The 20425-nt window shown below is 62.0% G+C and carries 15 protein-coding genes; 10 read left to right on the top strand and 5 right to left on the bottom strand.

Translation table 11 applies throughout. The features are described from left to right. The first annotated feature begins 341 nt into the window (after positions 1 to 341). On the top strand, positions 342 to 5207 hold the full coding sequence (locus tag NLX68_RS05920; RefSeq protein WP_254283278.1) for an NAD-glutamate dehydrogenase: 4866 nt from the start codon (positions 342 to 344) through the stop codon (positions 5205 to 5207). Between the two features lie 62 nt (positions 5208 to 5269). Here NLX68_RS05920 and NLX68_RS05915 read toward each other — a convergent pair whose 3' ends face one another. Beyond that, a complete protein-coding gene (locus NLX68_RS05915; protein ID WP_254283277.1) occupies positions 5270 to 6088 on the bottom strand; it encodes a pyruvate, water dikinase regulatory protein in 819 nt (272 codons plus the stop codon). A gap of 176 nt (positions 6089 to 6264) precedes the next feature. On the opposite strand from NLX68_RS05915, the gene ppsA reads away from it, so the two are divergent. The 8 genes from ppsA (at position 6265) to NLX68_RS05875 (ending at position 14451) form a co-directional block, all read left to right on the top strand. After that, entirely contained in the window at positions 6265 to 8640 is a 2376-nt protein-coding gene (ppsA, locus tag NLX68_RS05910) for a phosphoenolpyruvate synthase (RefSeq protein ID WP_254283276.1), read from the top strand. Positions 8641 to 8747: 107 nt separating this feature from the next. Continuing rightward, positions 8748 to 9737, top strand: a complete 990-nt coding sequence (locus tag NLX68_RS05905) for an alpha/beta fold hydrolase (protein ID WP_254283275.1) — start codon at positions 8748 to 8750, stop codon at positions 9735 to 9737. Between the two features lie 197 nt (positions 9738 to 9934). Continuing rightward, complete coding sequence (rraA, locus tag NLX68_RS05900; RefSeq protein WP_036996437.1) at positions 9935 to 10423, top strand: ribonuclease E activity regulator RraA; 489 nt, start codon at positions 9935 to 9937, stop codon at positions 10421 to 10423. A 28-nt stretch (positions 10424 to 10451) separates the two neighbouring features. Then, positions 10452 to 11447: a zinc transporter ZntB gene (locus NLX68_RS05895; protein ID WP_010223314.1), complete on the top strand. Its 996-nt coding sequence runs from the start codon at positions 10452 to 10454 to the stop codon at positions 11445 to 11447. Positions 11448 to 11546: 99 nt separating this feature from the next. After that, a complete protein-coding gene (locus NLX68_RS05890; protein WP_010223315.1) occupies positions 11547 to 11795 on the top strand; it encodes a hypothetical protein in 249 nt (82 codons plus the stop codon). Between the two features lie 2 nt (positions 11796 to 11797). Then, positions 11798 to 12622, top strand: a complete 825-nt coding sequence (locus tag NLX68_RS05885; protein WP_010223316.1) for a mechanosensitive ion channel domain-containing protein — start codon at positions 11798 to 11800, stop codon at positions 12620 to 12622. Positions 12623 to 12712: 90 nt separating this feature from the next. Then, entirely contained in the window at positions 12713 to 13303 is a 591-nt protein-coding gene (gene sigX / locus NLX68_RS05880; RefSeq protein ID WP_026001337.1) for an RNA polymerase sigma factor SigX, read from the top strand. A gap of 110 nt (positions 13304 to 13413) precedes the next feature. After that, positions 13414 to 14451 (top strand): OmpA family protein, encoded by a 1038-nt coding sequence (locus NLX68_RS05875; protein ID WP_254283274.1) that lies wholly within the window; start codon positions 13414 to 13416, stop codon positions 14449 to 14451. Between the two features lie 57 nt (positions 14452 to 14508). Here NLX68_RS05875 and cobA read toward each other — a convergent pair whose 3' ends face one another. The 3 genes from cobA to NLX68_RS05860 are packed head-to-tail and all read right to left on the bottom strand — an operon-like array spanning position 14509 to position 18168. Next, positions 14509 to 15246 (bottom strand): uroporphyrinogen-III C-methyltransferase, encoded by a 738-nt coding sequence (gene cobA, locus NLX68_RS05870; RefSeq protein ID WP_115086027.1) that lies wholly within the window; start codon positions 15244 to 15246, stop codon positions 14509 to 14511. A gap of 29 nt (positions 15247 to 15275) precedes the next feature. Next, on the bottom strand, positions 15276 to 16946 hold the full coding sequence (locus tag NLX68_RS05865; RefSeq protein ID WP_254283273.1) for a bifunctional protein-serine/threonine kinase/phosphatase: 1671 nt from the start codon (positions 16944 to 16946) through the stop codon (positions 15276 to 15278). 10 nt (positions 16947 to 16956) lie between these two features. After that, positions 16957 to 18168 carry a NarK/NasA family nitrate transporter gene (locus NLX68_RS05860; RefSeq protein WP_254283272.1) on the bottom strand — a complete coding sequence of 404 codons (1212 nt, stop codon included), beginning with the start codon at positions 18166 to 18168 and terminating at the stop codon, positions 16957 to 16959. A gap of 255 nt (positions 18169 to 18423) precedes the next feature. Between NLX68_RS05860 and NLX68_RS05855 the strand changes: the two genes are divergently transcribed. Beyond that, a complete protein-coding gene (locus NLX68_RS05855) occupies positions 18424 to 19818 on the top strand; it encodes a hypothetical protein (protein ID WP_254283271.1) in 1395 nt (464 codons plus the stop codon). 30 nt (positions 19819 to 19848) lie between these two features. On the opposite strand, the gene NLX68_RS05850 is transcribed toward NLX68_RS05855, so the two are convergent. After that, entirely contained in the window at positions 19849 to 20424 is a 576-nt protein-coding gene (locus NLX68_RS05850) for an ANTAR domain-containing response regulator (RefSeq protein ID WP_254283270.1), read from the bottom strand. Position 20425 lies beyond the last annotated feature (1 nt).

Here is a 20425-nt window from a genome sequence, read left to right as displayed (position 1 = left end):
CTCGATCAATAAGTTGAAAGAGGATTCTGCCAGTCTTCGGCCGGTGGATAAACGTGCGGTTGCACCTCAATGACCGAATATGTCGCAGCATCGCAAGCAGGGGCGGGCGGGCACTCGTTAAGCTGCGCTGTCGATGGACACCCGTAAAGACACAGCCCGTCTGGCAGTCGTTTTTGCAGATGCCCATCCGTGGAGCGGGAAGATGTGACTTATAGGTCACATCGAGCGCCTGTTTCTATGGTTTTACCGTCCTCCTGCTACGGGTTGGCTATCGTTGATCCGTAAACGGCGGACGCGCGCGACGCTTCACTCAATAATAAAGCCCAAGCGGAGTACCACAGATGGCGTTTTTCACCGCAGCCAGCAAAGCCGACTTCCAGCATCAACTGCAAGCGGCCCTGGCGCAGCACATCAGCGAACAGGCACTGCCACAAGTGGCGCTGTTCGCCGAACAGTTCTTCGGCATCATCTCTCTGGACGAGCTTACCCAGCGCCGTATGTCGGACCTGGCCGGTTGCACCCTCTCTGCCTGGCGCATCATCGAGCGTTTCGATCACACCCAGCCTCAGGTTCGCGTCTACAACCCCGATTACGAGCGCCATGGCTGGCAGTCGACCCACACGGCGGTCGAAGTCCTGCACCATGACCTGCCATTTCTGGTCGACTCGGTGCGCACCGAGCTCAACCGCCGCGGCTACAGCATCCACACCCTGCAGACCACTGTCCTGAGCGTGCGTCGCGGGCCGAAGGGCGAGCTGCTGGAAATCCTGCCCAAGGGCACCCAGGGCGAAGGCGTACTGCAAGAGTCGCTGATGTACCTGGAGATCGACCGCTGCGCCAACTCCGCCGAACTCAACCTGCTGACCCACGAGCTTGAGCAGGTGCTGGCTGAAGTGCGCGTCGCCGTCGCCGATTTCGAGCCGATGAAAGTCAAGCTGCGCGAGGTCGTGGCGCTGGTCGAGCAGATCGCCTACGCCCCGGCGCAAAACGACAAGGCCGAGGTCAAGGCGTTCCTCGAGTGGCTGCTGGGCAACCACTTCACCTTCCTCGGCTACGAAGAATTCGTCGTGCATGGCGACGCCCAGGGCGGTCAGCTGCAGTACGACGAGCAGTCGTTCCTCGGCCTGACCCGGCTGCTGCGCGCCGGCCTCACCGCTGAAGACCTGCGCATCGAAGACTACGCCGTCAACTACCTGCAAGAGCCGCTGCTGCTGTCTTTCGCCAAGGCCGCGCACCCAAGCCGCGTGCACCGTCCGGCCTACCCGGACTACGTGTCGATCCGCCAGCTGGACGCCGACGGCAAGGTCATCAAGGAATGCCGCTTCATGGGCCTGTACACCTCCTCGGTGTACGGCGAAAGCGTACGCGCGATCCCGTATATCCGCGGCAAGGTCGCCGAAGTCGAGCGCCGCTCGCACTTCGACCCCAAGGCGCACCTGGGCAAGGAACTGGCCCAGGTTCTCGAAGTGCTGCCCCGCGACGACCTGTTCCAGACCCCGGTCGACGAGCTGTTCAGCACCGTCATGTCGATCGTGCAGATCCAGGAGCGCAACAAGATTCGCGTGTTCCTGCGCAAGGACCCGTACGGGCGCTTCTGCTACTGCCTGGCCTACGTGCCGCGCGACATCTACTCCACCGAAGTGCGGCAGAAGATCCAGCATGTGCTGATGGAGCGCCTCAAGGCCAGCGACTGCGAGTTCTGGACCTTCTTCTCCGAGTCGGTCCTGGCCCGCGTCCAGCTGATCCTGCGTGTCGACCCGAAAAACCGCATCGACATCGACCCGCAGCAACTGGAAAACGAAGTGATCCAGGCTTGCCGTTCGTGGCAGGACGACTACGCCAGCCTGACCGTCGAAAGCTTCGGCGAAGCCCAGGGCACCAATGTCCTGGCCGACTTCCCGAAAGGCTTCCCGGCCGGTTACCGCGAGCGTTTCGCCGCCCATTCGGCAGTGGTCGACATGCAGCACCTGCTGACCCTGTCCGAGCGCAAGCCGCTGGTGATGAGCTTCTACCAGCCGCTGACCCAGGCTGGCAAACAGCAACTGCACTGCAAGCTGTACCACGCCGATACGCCGCTGGCGCTGTCGGACGTGCTGCCCATCCTGGAAAACCTCGGCCTGCGCGTGCTCGGCGAGTTCCCGTACCGTCTGCGCCATGCCAATGGCCGCGAGTACTGGATTCATGACTTTGCCTTCACCGCCGCCGAAGGCCTGAACCTCGACATCCAGCAGCTCAACGACACCCTGCAGGATGCGTTCGTGCACATCGTCAATGGCGATGCCGAGAACGACGCCTTCAACCGCCTGGTACTGACCGCCGGCCTGCCGTGGCGCGACGTGGCGCTGCTGCGTGCCTACGCCCGCTACCTCAAGCAGATCCGCCTGGGCTTCGACCTGGGTTACATCGCCAGCACCCTGAACAACCACACCGACATCGCCCGCGAGCTGACCCGGCTGTTCAAGACCCGCTTCTACCTGGCGCGCAAGCTCACCAGCGACGACCTCGACGACAAGCAGCAGCGTCTGGAACAGGCCATCCTGACTGCCTTGGACGACGTTCAGGTGCTCAACGAAGACCGCATCCTGCGTCGCTACCTGGACCTGATCAAGGCCACCCTGCGCACCAACTTCTACCAGACCGATGCCCAGGGTCATAACAAGTCGTACTTCAGCTTCAAGTTCAACCCCAAGCTGATCCCCGAGCTGCCCAAGCCGGTGCCGAAGTTCGAAATCTTCGTCTACTCGCCACGGGTCGAGGGTGTGCACCTGCGCTTTGGCAACGTCGCCCGCGGCGGCCTGCGCTGGTCGGACCGCGAGGAAGACTTCCGTACCGAAGTGCTGGGCCTGGTAAAAGCCCAGCAGGTGAAGAACTCGGTGATCGTGCCGGTCGGCGCCAAGGGCGGTTTCCTGCCTCGCCGCCTGCCGCTGGGCGGCAGCCGCGATGATATCCAGGCCGAAGGCATCGCCTGCTATCGGATCTTCATCTCCGGCCTGCTGGACATCACCGACAACCTCAAGGACGGCGCCCTGGTGCCGCCGGCCAACGTCGTGCGTCATGACGACGATGACCCGTACCTGGTGGTGGCCGCCGACAAAGGCACCGCGACCTTCTCCGACATCGCCAACGGCATTGCCATCGACTACGGCTTCTGGCTGGGCGATGCGTTTGCCTCCGGTGGTTCGGCCGGTTACGACCACAAGAGGATGGGCATTACCGCCCGTGGCGCCTGGGTCGGCGTGCAGCGGCACTTCCGCGAGCGCGGCATCAATGTCCAGGAAGACCCGATCACCGTGGTCGGTGTTGGCGACATGGCCGGTGACGTGTTCGGCAACGGCCTGCTGATGTCCGACAAGCTGCAACTGGTGGCGGCGTTCAACCACCTGCACATCTTCATCGACCCGAACCCGGAGCCTGCCAGCAGCTTTGCCGAGCGCCAGCGCCTGTTCGACCTGCCGCGTTCGGCCTGGAGCGACTACGACACCAGCATCATGTCCGAAGGCGGCGGGATCTTCCCGCGCAGCGCAAAAAGCATCGCGATCACCCCGCAGATGAAAGAGCGCTTCGCCATCGAAGCCGACAAGCTGACCCCGACCGAGCTGCTCAACGCACTGCTCAAGGCGCCGGTCGACCTGCTGTGGAACGGCGGTATCGGCACCTACGTCAAGTCCAGTGAAGAAAGCCACGCCGACGTCGGCGACAAGGCCAACGACGCCCTGCGCGTGGACGGCAACGAGCTGCGTTGCAAGGTGGTGGGCGAGGGCGGCAACCTCGGCATGACCCAGTTGGGCCGGGTCGAGTTCGGCTTGAACGGCGGTGCGACCAACACCGACTTCATCGACAACGCCGGTGGTGTGGACTGCTCCGACCACGAGGTCAATATCAAGATCCTGCTCAACGAAGTGGTGCAGGCCGGCGACATGACCGAGAAGCAGCGCAACCAGCTGCTGGGCAGCATGACCGACGAAGTGGCCGGCCTGGTGCTGGGCAACAACTACAAGCAGACCCAGGCATTGTCGCTGGCTGCACGTCGGGCCAAGGAACGCATCGCCGAGTACAAGCGCCTGATGGCCGACCTTGAGGGCCGTGGCAAGCTGGACCGTGCCATCGAGTTCCTGCCGACCGAAGAGCAACTGACCGAGCGCCTGGCGGCCGGCCAGGGCCTGACCCGTGCCGAACTGTCGGTGTTGATCTCCTACAGCAAGATCGACCTCAAGGAACAACTGCTCAAGTCGCTGGTGCCGGATGACGACTACCTGACCCGCGACATGGAAACCGCGTTCCCGCCGTCGCTGGTGAGCAAGTTTGCCGAGGCCATGCGCCGCCATCGCCTGAAACGTGAGATCGTCAGCACCCAGATCGCCAACGATCTGGTCAACAACATGGGCATCACCTTCGTTCAGCGTCTGAAAGAGTCCACCGGCATGAGCCCGGCGAACGTCGCCGGTGCCTATGTGATCGTGCGTGACATCTTCCACCTGCCGCACTGGTTCCGTCAGATCGAGGCCCTGGATTATCAAGTCCCGGCGGAAATCCAGCTGACCCTGATGGACGAGCTGATGCGCCTGGGCCGCCGCGCGACCCGCTGGTTCCTGCGTAGCCGTCGCAACGAGCAGGATGCTGGCCGTGACGTGGCGCACTTCGGGCCGAAGATCGCCGCACTGGGCCTGAAGCTCGACGAACTGCTCGAAGGGCCGACCCGCGAGCGCTGGATGACCCGTTACCAGGGCTTCGTCGACGCCGGTGTGCCGGAGCTGCTGGCGCGCATGGTGGCTGGAACCACGCACCTGTACACCCTGTTGCCGATCATCGAAGCGTCCGACGTCACCGGCCAGGACCCGGCCGAAGTGGCCAAGGCCTTCTTCGCCGTTGGCAGCGCCCTGGACCTGACCTGGTACCTGCAGGAGATCAGCAACCTGCCGGTGGAAAACAACTGGCAGGCCCTGGCCCGCGAAGCCTTCCGCGATGATATCGACCTGCAGCAGCGGGCGATCACCATCTCGGTGCTGCAGATGGACGATGCGCCGGAGGACATGGACGCCCGCGTGGCCCTGTGGCTGAACCAGCACCGGGTCATGGTCGAGCGCTGGCGTGCCATGCTCGACGAGCTGCGCGCGGCGACCGGTACCGACTACGCCATGTACGCGGTGGCCAACCGCGAGCTGGTGGACCTGGCCTTGAGTGGCCAGGCGATGGTGGTGCCGTCCTGAGTGTGAGCTGAAATGAAAAAGCCCCGGCATCTGCCGGGGCTTTTTTTGCCTCAAGCCCGCTCTTACTTGAACCTGCGCTCGACGCCTTTCTCGACCAGAATCTTCGCCGAAATCTCTTCCACGGAAAAATGCGTGGAGTTGATGTGCGGAATGTTCTCGCGGCGGAACAGGTTCTCCACTTCGCGCACCTCGAACTCGCACTGGGCAAAGCTTGCGTAGCGGCTGTTGGGCTTGCGCTCGTGGCGGATGGCGGTCAGGCGGTCGGGGTCGATGGTCAGGCCGAACAGCTTGTGCTGGTGGTTCTTCAGGGCCTGGGGCAGTTGCAGGCGCTCCATGTCGTCTTCGGTCAGCGGGTAGTTGGCCGCGCGGATACCGAATTGCATGGCCATGTACAGGCAGGTCGGGGTCTTGCCGCAACGCGACACGCCGACCAGGATCAGGTCGGCCTTGTCGTAGTAGTGGGTGCGCGCGCCGTCGTCGTTGTCGAGGGCGAAGTTGACCGCCTCGATGCGTTCCATATAGTTGGAGTTGCCGCCGATCGAGTGGGATTTGCCCACCGAATACGAGGAATGGGCAGTCAGTTCCTGCTCCAGCGGGGCCAGGAAGGTCGAGAAGATGTCGATCATGAAGCCGTTGGAGGTGGCCAGCACCTCGCGGATATCCTGATTGACGATGGTGTCGAAGATGATCGGACGGACACCGTCCTTTTCAGCGGCGCTATTGATTTGTTGTACCATCGCACGCGCTTTTTCTACGCTGTCGATGTACGGACGTGTGAATTTATTGAACGGAATGGTATCGAACTGCGCTAGAAGACTTTGTCCCAGCGTCTCGGCGGTAATGCCGGTGCCATCGGAGATAAAGAAAGCAGATCGTTTCATTTGCGCCTTGGGCCTTAAGCTGGTGACGAATCTTGGATATGATAGGTTCGGTTTACCGAACACTGCGTTCGGCATTCTCACTTATTTTCCAGGTCCAGGCCACAAGCGCCCGGCCAAGCCAGAGCTGGCAGGCGGGCGACCTGAGCTTTTCCAACACAGTTAGTGGAGAGATCACCTTGGTAGAGTACGTAGTTTCCCTCGATAAGCTCGGCGTCCATGATGTAGAGCATGTGGGGGGCAAGAACGCATCCCTCGGCGAGATGATCAGTAACCTCGCGGGCGCCGGTGTCTCGGTCCCCGGCGGCTTTGCCACTACGGCTCAGGCGTATCGTGACTTTCTCGAGCAGAGCGGCCTGAACACCCAGATCCACGCCGCCCTCGATGCGCTGGACGTTGACGACGTCAACGCCCTGGCCAAGACCGGTGCGCAGATCCGTCAGTGGATCATGGAAGCCGAGTTCCCCGAGCGTCTGAACGCCGAAATCCGCAGCGCCTTCGCCGAAATGTCCCAGGGCAACCCGAACATGGCCGTGGCCGTGCGCTCCTCGGCCACCGCCGAAGACCTGCCGGACGCCTCGTTCGCCGGCCAGCAGGAAACCTTCCTGAACATCCGCGGCGTCGACAACGTCATCCGCGCCGCCAAGGAAGTGTTCGCCTCGCTGTTCAACGACCGCGCCATTTCCTACCGCGTGCACCAGGGCTTCGACCACAAGCTGGTGGCCCTGTCGGCTGGCGTGCAGCGCATGGTCCGCTCCGAAACCGGCACCGCCGGCGTGATGTTCACCCTCGACACCGAGTCGGGCTTTCGTGACGTGGTGTTCATCACCGGCGCCTACGGCCTGGGTGAAACCGTCGTCCAGGGTGCGGTCAACCCCGACGAATTCTACGTGCACAAAGGCACCCTGGAAGCCGGCCGCCCGGCGATCCTGCGTCGCAACCTGGGCAGCAAGGCGATCAAGATGGTCTACGGCGAAGAAGCCAAGGCCGGTCGCTCGGTCAAGACCGTCGATGTCGACAAGGCTGACCGCACCCGTTTCTGCCTGACCGACGCCGAAGTCAGCGAGCTGGCCAAGCAGGCGATGATCATCGAGAAGCACTACAAGTGCCCGATGGACATCGAATGGGCCAAGGACGGTGACGACGGCAAGCTGTACATCGTTCAGGCCCGCCCTGAAACCGTGAAGAGCCGCGCCCAGGCCAACGTCATGGAGCGTTACCTGCTGAAAGAAACCGGCACCGTGCTGGTCGAAGGCCGTGCCATTGGCCAGCGCATCGGCGCCGGCAAGGTGCGGATCATCAAGGACGTCTCGGAGATGGACAAGGTCCAGCCCGGCGACGTCCTGGTTTCGGACATGACCGACCCGGACTGGGAACCGGTGATGAAGCGCGCCAGCGCCATCGTTACCAACCGTGGCGGGCGTACCTGCCACGCGGCGATCATCGCCCGTGAACTGGGTATTCCGGCGGTTGTCGGTTGCGGCAACGCCACCCAGCTGCTCAAGGATGGCCAGGGCGTGACCGTGTCCTGCGCCGAAGGCGATACCGGCTTGATCTTCGAAGGCGAGCTGGGCTTCGACGTGCGCAAGAACTCCGTCGACGCCATGCCAGAGCTGCCGTTCAAGATCATGATGAACGTCGGTAACCCGGACCGCGCCTTTGACTTTGCCCAGCTGCCCAACGCCGGTGTCGGCCTGGCGCGCCTGGAATTCATCATCAACCGCATGATCGGCGTGCACCCCAAGGCGCTGCTCAACTACGCCGGCCTGCCTGCCGAACTGAAAGAGAGCGTCGACAAGCGCATTGCCGGCTACAACGACCCGGTCGGCTTCTACGTCGAGAAACTGGTCGAAGGCATCAGCACCCTGGCTGCGGCGTTCTGGCCGAAGAAGGTCATCGTGCGCCTGTCGGACTTCAAGTCCAACGAATACGCCAACCTGATCGGCGGCAAGCTCTACGAGCCGGAAGAAGAAAACCCGATGCTGGGCTTCCGCGGTGCTTCGCGCTACATCAGCGAAGCCTTCCGTGACTGCTTCGAGCTCGAGTGCCGCGCCCTCAAGCGCGTGCGCAACGAGATGGGCCTGACCAACGTCGAGATCATGGTGCCGTTCGTGCGCACCCTGGGCGAAGCCAGCCAGGTCGTCGACCTGCTCGCCGAAAACGGCCTGGCCCGTGGCGACAACGGCCTGCGCGTGATCATGATGTGCGAACTGCCGTCCAACGCCATCCTCGCCGAAGAGTTCCTCGAGTTCTTCGACGGCTTCTCGATCGGTTCCAACGACCTGACCCAGCTGACCCTGGGCCTGGACCGCGACTCGGGGATCATCGCGCACCTGTTCGATGAGCGAAATCCTGCGGTGAAGAAGCTGCTGGCCAACGCCATCCAGGCCTGTAACAAGGCGGGCAAGTACATCGGCATCTGCGGCCAGGGCCCATCCGATCACCCGGACCTGGCCAAGTGGCTGATGGAACAGGGCATCGAAAGCGTCTCGCTGAACCCGGACTCGGTCCTTGAGACCTGGTTCTTCCTGGCTGAAGGCCAGGCCGCGAACTGATGCGCTGAACCGGAACCTTCACCTGGCCGTTACGCCGGTGAAGGTTTCGACCGTATTCCAGGGCGTGTTCCAGTGATGGACCTCGCCCTTTTTTGTGCAAGAACCTTATGCAAAGCAGCAGTACCCTTTTTCCCGTGGCCTTGCTCAGTGCCGAGCGCCGTGGCGACCTGAGCGAGGACGTGTACCGGATCAAAGCCGGTAACAGCCCGGATCGCACCGTGGAGCTGGCGCTCACCCGTCTTGGCATGGCCGATCAAGCCGAGGTGCGTGGCACCCCGGTGGTTTTGCTGCATGGCAGCTTTTCCAACCGGCGCTTCTGGTATTCGCCCCGGGGCATTGGCCTGGGCGCATACCTGGCGCGCGCCGGTTTCGATGTGTGGATCCCGGAGATGCGCGGCCACGGGCTGTCGCCGCGCAACCATGACTACCGGCACAACCGCGTGGCCGACTACGCCCGTTACGACCTGCCGGTGATTGCCGCCTTCGTCTGTGAGCAGGCCGGCCAGCCGGCGCACTGGATCGGTCATTCCCTCGGTGGTACGACCCTGGCGGCAGCGCTGGGCGGCCAGTACCTGGGGGCCGAACAGGTGGCCAGCGTGGCGTTTTTCGGCACCCAGGTCAGCCGTACTTACTGGCCGCTGAAGTTGCCGCCGGTAGAGTGGGGCGGGCGTCTGCTGCTCAAGCGCTTTGCGCAGATTTCCGGCGCGCGGCTCAAGCGTGGGCCGGAAGACGAACCCATTGGCCTGGCCCTGGAGAGCATGCGCTGGTTCGGCCTGTTTGGCCGCTTTGGCGACAAGGACCGTGACTGGTGGGCGGGGCTTGCCGGGGTCGAGGTGCCGGTGCTGGCGGTGGCCGGCGCGGGGGATCACCAGGACCCGGTGTGGGCCTGCCGCAAGCTGTTCGAGCAGTTGGGCAGTGAGCACAAGCAGTTTGTCCGCCTGGGGCGCGAAGAGGGCTTCGACAATTTCGGGCATGTCGACATGCTGGTCAGCAAGCCGGCGCAGGCGCAGGTCTGGCCATTGGTCGAGCGCTGGTTGCAGGATCCGCGGGCAGCTTTGCTGCCGGAGACGGCGCAGGGCATTTCGCCGGCAGGCTGATCCCGTTAAGATATGACGATTGTGAAGGTTTTGGTCATTTTTTGGGTTTTTCAGCGAACATCTGTTCGCTGATTGCTCTACCAAGGTGACCGCACCGCCAGTGACGTGTAGCCTTGGGGCTAAAGCCGCCTCGCTGGGCCTCGTTCACTGAGTGAAACTGCGACATTCATCGTCTCGATAATCGACAGGAGTTTCCCATGCATTACATCACCCCCGATCTGTGCGACGCCTACCCGGAACTGGTGCAGGTGCTGGAGCCGATGTTCAGCAACTTCGGTGGCCGCGACTCCTTCGGGGGTGAGATCGTCACCATCAAGTGCTTCGAGGACAACTCGCGGGTCAAAGAGCAGGTCGAGCTCGATGGCACCGGCAAGGTGCTGGTGGTCGATGGCGGCGGTTCGCTGCGCCATGCCTTGCTGGGCGACATGCTGGCCGAAAAGGCGGCGAAGAATCACTGGCAAGGCCTGGTGATCTATGGCTGCGTGCGTGATGTCGATGTCCTGGCGCAAACCGATGTCGGCGTGCAGGCCCTGGCCAGCCACCCACTGAAGTCCGTGCGCCGCGGCATTGGCGAACTCAACGTGCCAGTGACCTTTGCCGGCGTGACCTTCCGTCCGGGCGAATACATCTACGCCGACAACAACGGCGTGATCGTCTCGCCAAGCCCGTTGAAAATGCCTGAGTAAAGCTCTGAAACCGGTCAGTGGGGTAGGGATGTTCGAGGAAGAAAATGCGCAATGGGGGCTGGTGCATGCCCTGGTGCTGGATGGCAAAGGCGGTGCCCGTGCGATCGCCCGAACTGAACTGGACGCCCTTGCCCTGCAGCCCCAGGAAAGCCTGTGGCTGCACTGGGACCGCAGCCACCCGCAGACCCGCACCTGGTTGCGCCACGACAGCGGCCTGAACGAGTTTGCCTGCGATCTGCTGCTGGAGGAAAACACCCGTCCGCGCCTGCTGCCATTGCCGGATGCGCAAATGCTGCTGTTTTTGCGCGGGGTCAACCTCAACCCCGGCGCCGAGCCTGAAGACATGGTCTCGGTGCGCATCTTCGCCGAGGCCCAGCGGGTGATCTCGTTGCGTCTGCGGCCGTTGCGCGCCAGTGATGAACTGCTGCAGCAACTGGCCGAGGGTCGTGGGCCGAAAACCGCCTCGGAGCTACTGCTGAGCATGGCGCAACTGTTGACCGAAAAGGTCCAGGCGCTGATCAGCGACCTGTCGGAAGTGGTCGATGGCGAAGAAGAGAAGCTTGAAGTCGACAAACGCTATGCCCCGGACCAGGGCAGCCTGCAGCAGATCCGCCGACGCGCGGCCGGATTGCGGCGTTTTCTCAACCCGCAGCGGGAAATCTACGCGCAATTGGCGCGCAACAAGTGGACCTGGTTCGCCGCCGACGACGCCGATTACTGGAACGAGCTCAACAACAGCCTGACCCGCTACCTGGAAGAGCTGGAACTGACCCGCGAACGCGCCGCCCTGGTGCTCGAAAGCGAAGACCGGCGCCGCAGCGAGCGGATGAACCGGACCATGTACCGCTTTGGCATCATCACCTGCATTTTCCTGCCCATGAGCTTCGTGACCGGGCTGTTGGGCATCAACGTCGGCGGTATTCCCGGTTCCGACAGCCCGTACGGCTTCCTCTTCGCCAGCTTGCTGGTGCTGGCCCTGGCGCTGGGGCAATGGTGGCTGTTTCGCCGCCTGCGCTGGGTGTGAAGATGAAATTTGTGAACATGCAGTCACAAACTGCCTGGCCGGTTCATGTGACCCGTTGTGTGGCGACCTCGTCTTTGACAGATATTGCGCGAGGTGCCTATGCACGATCCGTTTGAAGAATCCCTGCGAGACCTGCTCAAGGCATCGCCGTCCGGCCAGGACCGCGACGACGATGCCTGCCTGGGCCGGGTCTTGAAAACCGCCAACCGCCAGGTTGGCGCGGGCGATCTGTTCAGCCTGCTGGGCCGTTGGAGCCAGGCGCTGATGATTGCCGTGAACAATGGCTCGGCGCATGTTGCGCCGGTGCGCCGAAACGCTACCGCTCGTAAAGCTGATAAGGCCGATTGAATATGGAACTTGATCTCTGGACCCAGAGCCTGGTCACTGCCATGACAGCATTGTGGACCAAAGTGGCGAACTTCATTCCCAACCTGTTCGGCGCCCTGGTTGTGGTGTTGCTCGGTTTCGTCGTGGCCAAGCTGCTCGACACCTTGCTGTCGAAACTGCTGGCCAAGCTCGGCCTGGATCGCCTGATGGGCGGCACCGGCCTGACCAAGATGCTCAGCCGGGTTGGCATTCAAGTGCCGATCTCGACCTTGATCGGCAAGATCGTCTACTGGTTCGTCCTGCTGATTTTCCTCGTCTCGGCCGCTGAATCCCTTGGCCTTGAGCGCGTCTCGGCGACCCTCGACATGCTTGCCCTGTACCTGCCGAAAGTGTTCGGCGCGGCGCTGGTGCTGCTGGCGGGCGTATTGCTGGCGCAATTGGTCAACGGCCTGGTGCGCGGCGCCGCCGAAGGCATTGGTCTGGAGTATGCCGCAGGTGTTGGGCGTATCGCCCAGGGCCTGGTGATTATCATCAGTATCTCGGTGGCAATCAGCCAGCTCGAGGTCAAGACCGACCTGCTCAACCACGTGATTGTCATCGGTTTGATTACCGTTGGTCTGGCCGTGGCGCTGGCCATGGGCCTGGGCAGCCGGGAAATTGCCGGGCAGATTCTGGCTGGAATTTACGTGCGTGAACTGTATCAAGTGGGCCAACACGTGCGGATTGGCGAGGTCGAAGGGCACATCGAGGAGATCGGCACGGTCAAGACGACCCTGCTGACCGACGACGGCGAGCTGGTCTCGTTGTCCAACCGGATTCTGCTCGAACAGCGAGTCAATAGCCGCTAACCGGGCAAATCCTGCTAATGTATGCCGCCGCAAAAATGCCCCAGGCAGGGGTATGCGGCGACATTGACCTGACTGTCGGCCAGATCCGTTTTGAATAAAGTTCACTCGCTGCCCATGCGTTACGACCCCCGCGAGCTCACTGATGAGGAGTTGGTGGCGCGTTCGCATGAGGAGCTGTTTCATGTTACTCGCGCGTATGAGGAGCTCATGCGCCGCTACCAACGGACCCTTTTTAACGTTTGTGCACGTTATTTAGGGAACGATCGGGACGCTGACGATGTCTGTCAGGAGGTGATGCTCAAGGTGCTCTATGGGCTGAAGAACTTCGAGGGCAAATCGAAGTTCAAGACATGGCTCTACAGCATCACCTACAACGAATGCATCACCCAGTACCGCAAGGAGCGGCGCAAACGTCGACTGATGGATGCCTTGAGTCTTGATCCACTCGAGGAAGCCTCGGAAGAGAAGGCGCCTAAACCGGAAGAGAAAGGCGGGCTGGACAAATGGCTAGTGCATGTCAATCCGATTGACCGCGAGATTCTGGTGCTACGATTTGTCGCAGAGCTGGAATTCCAGGAGATCGCCGATATCATGCACATGGGCCTGAGCGCAACGAAAATGCGGTACAAGCGTGCGCTTGACAAGCTACGTGAGAAATTTGCGGGCCTCACTGAAACTTAGTGGCGCGCAAATATCTCTAACGTACCGGCAAGTTCTGCTAAACTTGCCGTCGAGTTGTCCCCCGGATGTTGGTGGGACTGCTTAACTATCACCAGATGGGGATTTAACGGATGAAATTGAAAAACACCTTGGGCTTGGCCATTGGTTCTCTTGTAGCCGCAACTTCCTTCGGCGCTCTGGCACAAGGCCAAGGCGCGGTCGAAATTGAAGGCAACGTCACCAAGCAATACTACGATAGCGAGCGCAATTTCAAGAACACTGGCACCAATCCTGGTGTTCGCCTTGGTTACTTCCTGACCGACGACCTGTCCCTGGACCTGGGCTACAACGAGACTCACAACGCTCGTGGCGACGTCTTCAACAAAGACATCAAAGGCTCCAAGACCAAGCTGGACGCGACCTACCACTTCGGTACCGTCGGCGACGCTCTGCGTCCGTACGTTTCGGCTGGTTTCGCTCACGAGAGCCTGGGCCAGGCTGAGCGCAGCGGTCGTGACCACTCCACCTTCGCCAACCTGGGCGCTGGCGCCAAGTGGTACATCACCGACATGTTCTTCGCCCGTGCCGGCGTTGAAGCCATGTACAACATCGACAACGGCAACACCGAGTGGGGTCCGACCGTTGGTCTGGGTCTGAACTTCGGTGGTAGTGGTGGCAAGGTTGAAGCCGCTCCTGCTCCAGTTGCTGAAGTCTGCTCCGACAGCGACAACGATGGCGTCTGCGACAACGTCGACAAGTGCCCTGACACCCCTGCCAACGTTACCGTTGACGCTGACGGCTGCCCAGCTGTTGCTGAAGTCGTACGTGTTGAGCTGGACGTCAAGTTCGACTTCGACAAGTCGGTTGTGAAGCAAAACAGCTACGGCGACATCAAGAACCTGGCTGACTTCATGAAGCAGTACCCACAGACCACCACCACTGTTGAAGGTCACACTGACTCCGTCGGTCCTGACGCTTACAACCAGAAGCTGTCCGAGCGTCGTGCAAACGCCGTTAAACAGGTTCTGACCAACGAGTACGGTGTTGAGTCGGGCCGCGTTGAATCGGTTGGCTACGGTGAAACCCGTCCGGTTGCTGACAACGCCACCGACGCTGGTCGCGCTGTTAACCGTCGCGTAGAAGCACAAGTAGAAGCCCAAGCCAAGTAATTGGTCCAAGCCCTACTGAAAAGCCCGGCCTAGGCCGGGCTTTTCTTTGCCTGCGATTCAGGCCGTCAGTTGCATCAGCGCTGCACTGTCCGCTGCAGCCACCTCACCGATCACCAGGATCGCCGGGCTGCTCAGCTTGAAGCGGGCGGCATCCAGGCACAGCTGCGCCAGGCTGCTGCGTTGCTCGCGCTGTTGGGGTAGCGAGGCGTTCTCGATCATGGCCACCGGCGTCTGCGCCGCCAGGCCACCTGCCAGCAAGCCCTGCTGCACCTCTTCCAGTTTGCTCACGCCCATGTACACCACCAGGGTGGTACCGCCCTGGGCCAGCGCCTGCCAGTTCAACGGGCTGTCATCCTGGGTGTGGGCGGTGACCAGGGTCACGCCACGGCTGACGCCGCGCAAGGTCAGCGAGATGCCGCATTGGGTCGCGCCAGCCAGGCCGGCGGTAATGCCGTTGACCAGCTCGGTTTCGATGCCATGGGCCTGCAGCCAGGCTGCCTCTTCGCCGCCGCGGCCAAAGATGCACGGATCACCGCCCTTGAGGCGGGCCACGCAGCGGCCCTGGCGGGCGTAACGCAGCATCAGGCGCTGAATGAAGGCTTGCGGCGTGGAGCGGCAACCACCGCGTTTACCCACGGCAATTACTCGCGCCTGCGGGCAGTGTTCAAGGATCTGCGGGTTGACCAAATCATCGATCAGCACGACTTCGGCTTCGGCCAGGGCGCGTACCGCCTTGAGGGTCAAAAGCTCCGGATCACCGGGGCCGGCACCAATCAGCCAGACTTTCGCATGCATAGAGTATTCCTCATCGGCAAAGGGTGCCGTCAGCCTTTTAGCAGGCTGATCAGCAGGATCAGGTTGAGTAACAAGGACAGCAGCGCCAGGCCGCGCCAGACCTTCAGCGGTTCGCGTTCAAGCAGTGGCCGAGGGCGCACACTCAACGGCTGGCGTTCGCCTTGTTCAAGCAGCAACAGCCATTGCTCGGCGGTTTCAAAGCGTTGCTGGGGATCGGCCACCAGCGCCTGGGCGAGGTTGTGTTCGAGCCATTCGGGCAGGTCTGGGCGATAACGTGCGGCGCTGCCCGCCTGGGTGAAGCGCGGGCGCTGGAAAGCCTCGATTTCGCCATAGGGGTAGTGGCCGGTGAGCAGGTAGAACAGCGTCACGCCAACGCTGTACAGGTCTTGCTGGGCGCTGGGCGGCGTGCCTTCGAAGGCTTCGGGGGCAATGAACGATGGCGTGCCCGGCAGCTCATGGGCGCGGTCTTCGGAGAGCCCGGGGCAGAAGGCCAGGCCGAAATCCAGCAGGCGCAGTTGACCGTCATCGCCCAGGTGCAGGTTCTCCGGCTTGATGTCCCGATGGAGGATATTGCGCCGGTGCAGCAGGCCCACCGCCTGCAGCAGTTGCTGGGCCAGTGACTGCCATTGGGCCAGCGGCAAAGGGCCGCTGCGGGCGAAAAGCTGCGCCAGGGTCTGGCCCGGGTATTCGCGCATCAGGTAGTACAGGTGCTGGCGCTGGCTGGCCGGGTGCACTTCGGGGAAATAACGCCCGGCCACCCTGCGCATGAACCATTCTTCGAGCAACAGGGCTTGCTGCGCACCGGGTTCGTCCTTGCGCTCGGCAGGCAGGGTTTTCAGCAGCCATGCCTGTTGTTGATTGTCCTGTACGCGGTACAGCAGGGATTGGCGGCTGTGGCCCAACTGTTGTTCGACCCGCCAGCCGTCAATCAACTGCCCGCTGCGCAGGGCGACCGGCAACGGCCACTGTTGCAGTTGCGCGAGGGAATCGCCAAGGTTGCTGGCACCCAGTTGCTCGACCCGTACCAGCAGCGCGCTGGCGTTGTCCTGGCTGCCGCTGTGGTGGGCTGAGCTCACCAGGGTCTGGGCGGCATCCTGCAGGTCGATCTGTTCGCGCAGTACGGCCCTGATCTGCGCTTCGCTGAGGCTGGCCCAGACACCGTCGCTGAGCAGGACGAAGCATTCGCCAGCCTGCAGCTCGCCTTCCAGGTAATCGACCTGCAGGTGCTGGTCCAGGCCCAGGGCGCGCTTGAGCACGTGCTGCATGCCCGGTTGGTCCCAGACGTGATCTTCGCTGATGCGTTGCAGCTGCCCGGCAGCCCAGCGGTAGATCCGGCAGTCGCCGACATGCGCCAGGGTAAAACGCCGCCCGCGCAGCACCAGGGCGCTGAGGGTGGTCAGCAACGGCTGGCCGCCGCCGTTGGCGCGCAGCCAGCGGTTTTGCGCCAGCAGCAGGCGGTCCAGGGCCTGGGCCACGCCCCAGGTGGCCGGCGTGGCGTAGTAGTCCAGGGCCAGCGCCTGCAGGCTCGCCCGCGCCGCCAGGCCGCCATCGGCGCACTGGCTGACACCGTCGGCGAGGGCGAACAGGTAGCCTTTGCTGGCGGCCAGTTCCGGGTTGGGGGTCACCAGGCGCAGGGCGTCCTGGTTTTCCTCCCGGGGGCCGCTGGCGCTGGCCTGGGCAAAGCTCAGTTGCAGGCTCATGGGGTAACCCTCAGACCCGCGCCGCGGTCACCGCCGCCGAGCCCCAGGTGGTGCGCCAGCGCTGCTTGACGCCGTGCAGGCCGAACCAGGCGAGAATGCCGAGGCTGGCGAACAGCCACAGGCCCAACTGATAGTCGCCAGTGTGCTGCTTGATCGTCCCCAGGCCCGCGGCGAGCAGGAAGCCGCCGATGCCGCCGGCCATGCCGATCAGCCCGGTCATTACGCCGATTTCCTGGCGAAAGCGTTGCGGCACCAGCTGGAACACCGCGCCGTTGCCGGCACCCAGGCCGAGCATGGCGCTGACGAACAGGGCCAGGGCGGCCACCGCGCTGGGCAGGTTGAAGCCGACGGCGGCAATGCAGATGGCGGCGACGCTGTACATCGCCAGCAAGGTGCGGATACCGCCGAAGCGATCAGCCAGGGCACCACCCAACGGGCGCATCAGGCTGCCGGCGAATACGCAGGCGGCGGTGTAGTAGCCGGCGGTCACCGGGCTCAGGCCGTACTGGTCGTTGAAGTAGCCGGGCAGGGCACTGGCCAGGCCGATAAAGCCACCGAAGGTGACGCTGTAGAAAAACATGAACCACCAGCTATCGCGGTCGCCCAGGGCCTTGAGGTAATCGGCCACGGCTTTGGGCTTGGGCCGCTCGGGGGCATTGCGCGCCAGCAGGCTGAACAGCACCAGGGTCAGCAGCAGCGGGATCACGGCAAAACCGAAGACGTTGTTCCAGCCAAAGCCTGCGGCCAGGGCCGGGGCCAGCAGCGCGGCGAACACGGTGCCGGAGTTGCCGGCGCCAGCGATGCCCATGGCCTTGCCCTGGTGCTGGGCCGGGTACCACTGCGAGGCCAGCGGCAGCGAAACGGCAAACGAGGCCCCGGCAACGCCGAGGAACACCCCGAGCAACAGGGCTTGTTCGTAGCTGTGGATACCCAGGCGCCAGGCGCAGAACAGTGCGACGATGACAATGACCTGGCCGATCAGCCCGGCGGTCTTGGGTGACAGCCGGTCCACCAGCAGGCCCATGACAAAGCGCAGGATCGCCCCGGCAAGGATTGGCGTAGCGACCATCAGGCCGCGTTGCTGGGTGGTCAGTTGCAAATCAGCAGCGATCTGCACCGCCAGCGGGCCGAGCAGGTACCAGACCATGAAGCTCAGGTCGAAATACAAAAAGGCGGCGAACAGGGTGGGGACATGCCCGGACTTCCAGAAACTCGTATTCATCGAACACCTCGTTGAACAGGGACGGAAACGAAAAAGACGTCGCCACCCGACCCGCTTGCGCGAGTGGGGGTGCGACGTCTTTGTCGTGAAGGGGGCAACCGCCGTTGGCTACCGCTGAGTATTGCCAAGCAAATGCCGGACCAGAAATTTCAGCTCATCATCAGATTTTCATCATGATTGCTGGCGAGGGGCGATGCACGGTGACGGGGCAGCTGCATCGGGCAGCAGCCATGCGTCAGTGTAAAGGTGAAGAGTATGCAAATCGGGTCTTCGTTGATCGGCCATACGCCAAGTAATGCAGGCATTGAAAATGCCTGTTCGGTTGAAGGACTGACGAAAGGACAGGCGCTGCTGACGTTGACAGCACCGGGGAAGGAAAACTGGACTCAGGTCATGAGTTTATATTTGGTGGGCAGTAGCCCCGAGTGCACGGTGGGTGATTATGTTTGCGCTCAAGGCGTGGATATTTCAACGCTCGATGTCAGCGAGCACAGGCAGTTCAAGGATCCGGTCAGGCGATACTTTGAAACGGCGTTGTCGGCTGAGTACATTCGTCAGGCTGCACAGGACGATAGATTGAGTACGCAAATTTGTGGTCTGGCCCAGGCGGCCAGGGACTACGTGAGTGATTTATATATATCCAAGGAAAACCTTGAGACTAAATTGGAGGGTTTGATTGCGCAACGGGATGCACTAGGCACCGCTAGTTCGGCTTCCGAATATCAAGTTGAGTTCATCTCTGCACGTATCAAGGCACTGCAGGGCGCCGTGGAAAAAATTGACAAGATGCGTAGCGACGGGGCTGCCGGCGAGCGTCAGTTGTTGCAACTGGAGCAGAAGGAAAAGCTGATTGAAATGGCCGCCCGCGGTGAACACCATGAAGCATTCAATACCAGTCTGAGCGAACACGCTGCGGTCGTTCGGCACCTTCAGGCCGGTGGCTACAGGGTCGCGCTAGACCCACAGGCGACGCTCGACGATGATCAGGTCCAGTGTTTTTTACGGGACTTGAGCGACATTGTTTTCAGCGCTGCACACGCCGTGGACCGAACAGCATTCCAAGACGTTTACTTTGGTTCGGCATTATTTTCTGCTGAGTTTCGTGGCCGTCAGGATGTCATTGATGAATGGTCCGAGTCGCTTTATCCAGGAACCATTAAAAGGACGGCGCCGTACAATGATTTGATGTTTACCCAGGCCCTGACGAAGTCGACAGATCGTAGCGTGCCAAATCTGTCAGCCGGTTGGCCGACAGCGGTGACTGCTTCGGAGGTTCAATCCTTCGTCAACTCGACCTCCGGGGGCGCATTCGCACAGTTACGTTTGCTGTTGGAGTTGGGGGCTTCAGGTATAGAAGAGAAAAAGCTATTTGGCGTCTTGGGTTCGGCGCTGGTATTCCTTGCGGGCGGTCACAACCTCGAAGAGGTCATGGCCGGGTATCGAATTGAAGAGCTGCAAAAGTTTATGCCTGCGGTAGCGAATGTGAATATGCACTCCGTATTTGGCGACACTACCCAGGGCAGCCCACTCGCCGTCGCCTTCGAAAAAGCCTGGGAGTTGAATGATGTCGTGTGCAACAAATCCCGTGTCAATCACGAGATTGTCCGGCTGGCGCAACAATTGAGTGAAGCCTCAACGCGCACGGGCTGAGCCAGCCCGGCATGAGGCCGGGCGTTGCGTTTAACCCAGCAGGTCACTCATGGCAATGATCTGCTCGGCCACCTGGATCAGCTTTTGTTGCTTGCTCATGGCCTGGCGGCGCATCAGGGTGTAGGCCTGTTCTTCGTTGCAGTCCTTCATTTTCATCAACAGACCCTTGGCCAGTTCGATCCGCTTGCGCTCCGCCAGTTGCTGGTCGCGGGCCTGCAGCTGGGCCTTGAGCGCCTGGTCGCTTTCAAAGCGGGCCATGGCCACGTCAAGGATCGGCTGCAGCCGCGCGGCCTGGATGCCTTCGACGATGTAGGCGCTGACCCCGGCCTGGATCGCCTGGCGCATTACCCTGGGGTCGTGTTCGTCGGTGAACATGACGATCGGCCGCGGCCGGTCGCGGCTGACCAGCACCACTTGCTCCATGACATCCCGGCCCGGTGACTCGGTATCGATCAGCACCACGTCCGGATGCACCGTTTCGACGCGCGCCGGCAGGTCGATGGTCAGGCCCGACTCTTCGATCACCTCGAAGCCGGCCTGGACCAGGGCGGCCTTGAGGCGACCGACTTTTTTCGCGGTGTCGTCGATCAACAGGATTCGCAGCATG

The sequence above is a fragment of the Pseudomonas sp. SBB6 genome (assembly GCF_024213215.1).
Classification (GTDB): domain Bacteria; phylum Pseudomonadota; class Gammaproteobacteria; order Pseudomonadales; family Pseudomonadaceae; genus Aquipseudomonas; species Aquipseudomonas donghuensis.
The sequence above is the reverse complement of the archived record's forward strand: the minus strand, read 5'-3'. Positions and strand labels throughout refer to the sequence as shown.

Coding starts and splice junctions, on each gene's coding strand:
- NLX68_RS05860 (WP_254283272.1), bottom strand. CDS start 18,168: ATGAATACGAGTTTCTGGAAGTCCGGGCATGTCCCCACCCTGTTCGCC.
- NLX68_RS05865 (WP_254283273.1), bottom strand. CDS start 16,946: ATGAGCCTGCAACTGAGCTTTGCCCAGGCCAGCGCCAGCGGCCCCCGG.
- NLX68_RS05885 (WP_010223316.1), top strand. CDS start 11,798: ATGGAACTTGATCTCTGGACCCAGAGCCTGGTCACTGCCATGACAGCA.
- NLX68_RS05890 (WP_010223315.1), top strand. CDS start 11,547: ATGCACGATCCGTTTGAAGAATCCCTGCGAGACCTGCTCAAGGCATCG.
- rraA (WP_036996437.1), top strand. CDS start 9,935: ATGCATTACATCACCCCCGATCTGTGCGACGCCTACCCGGAACTGGTG.
- NLX68_RS05895 (WP_010223314.1), top strand. CDS start 10,452: ATGTTCGAGGAAGAAAATGCGCAATGGGGGCTGGTGCATGCCCTGGTG.
- NLX68_RS05905 (WP_254283275.1), top strand. CDS start 8,748: ATGCAAAGCAGCAGTACCCTTTTTCCCGTGGCCTTGCTCAGTGCCGAG.
- NLX68_RS05875 (WP_254283274.1), top strand. CDS start 13,414: ATGAAATTGAAAAACACCTTGGGCTTGGCCATTGGTTCTCTTGTAGCC.
- cobA (WP_115086027.1), bottom strand. CDS start 15,246: ATGCATGCGAAAGTCTGGCTGATTGGTGCCGGCCCCGGTGATCCGGAG.
- NLX68_RS05855 (WP_254283271.1), top strand. CDS start 18,424: ATGCAAATCGGGTCTTCGTTGATCGGCCATACGCCAAGTAATGCAGGC.
- NLX68_RS05915 (WP_254283277.1), bottom strand. CDS start 6,088: ATGAAACGATCTGCTTTCTTTATCTCCGATGGCACCGGCATTACCGCC.
- NLX68_RS05920 (WP_254283278.1), top strand. CDS start 342: ATGGCGTTTTTCACCGCAGCCAGCAAAGCCGACTTCCAGCATCAACTG.
- NLX68_RS05850 (WP_254283270.1), bottom strand. CDS start 20,424: ATGCTGCGAATCCTGTTGATCGACGACACCGCGAAAAAAGTCGGTCGC.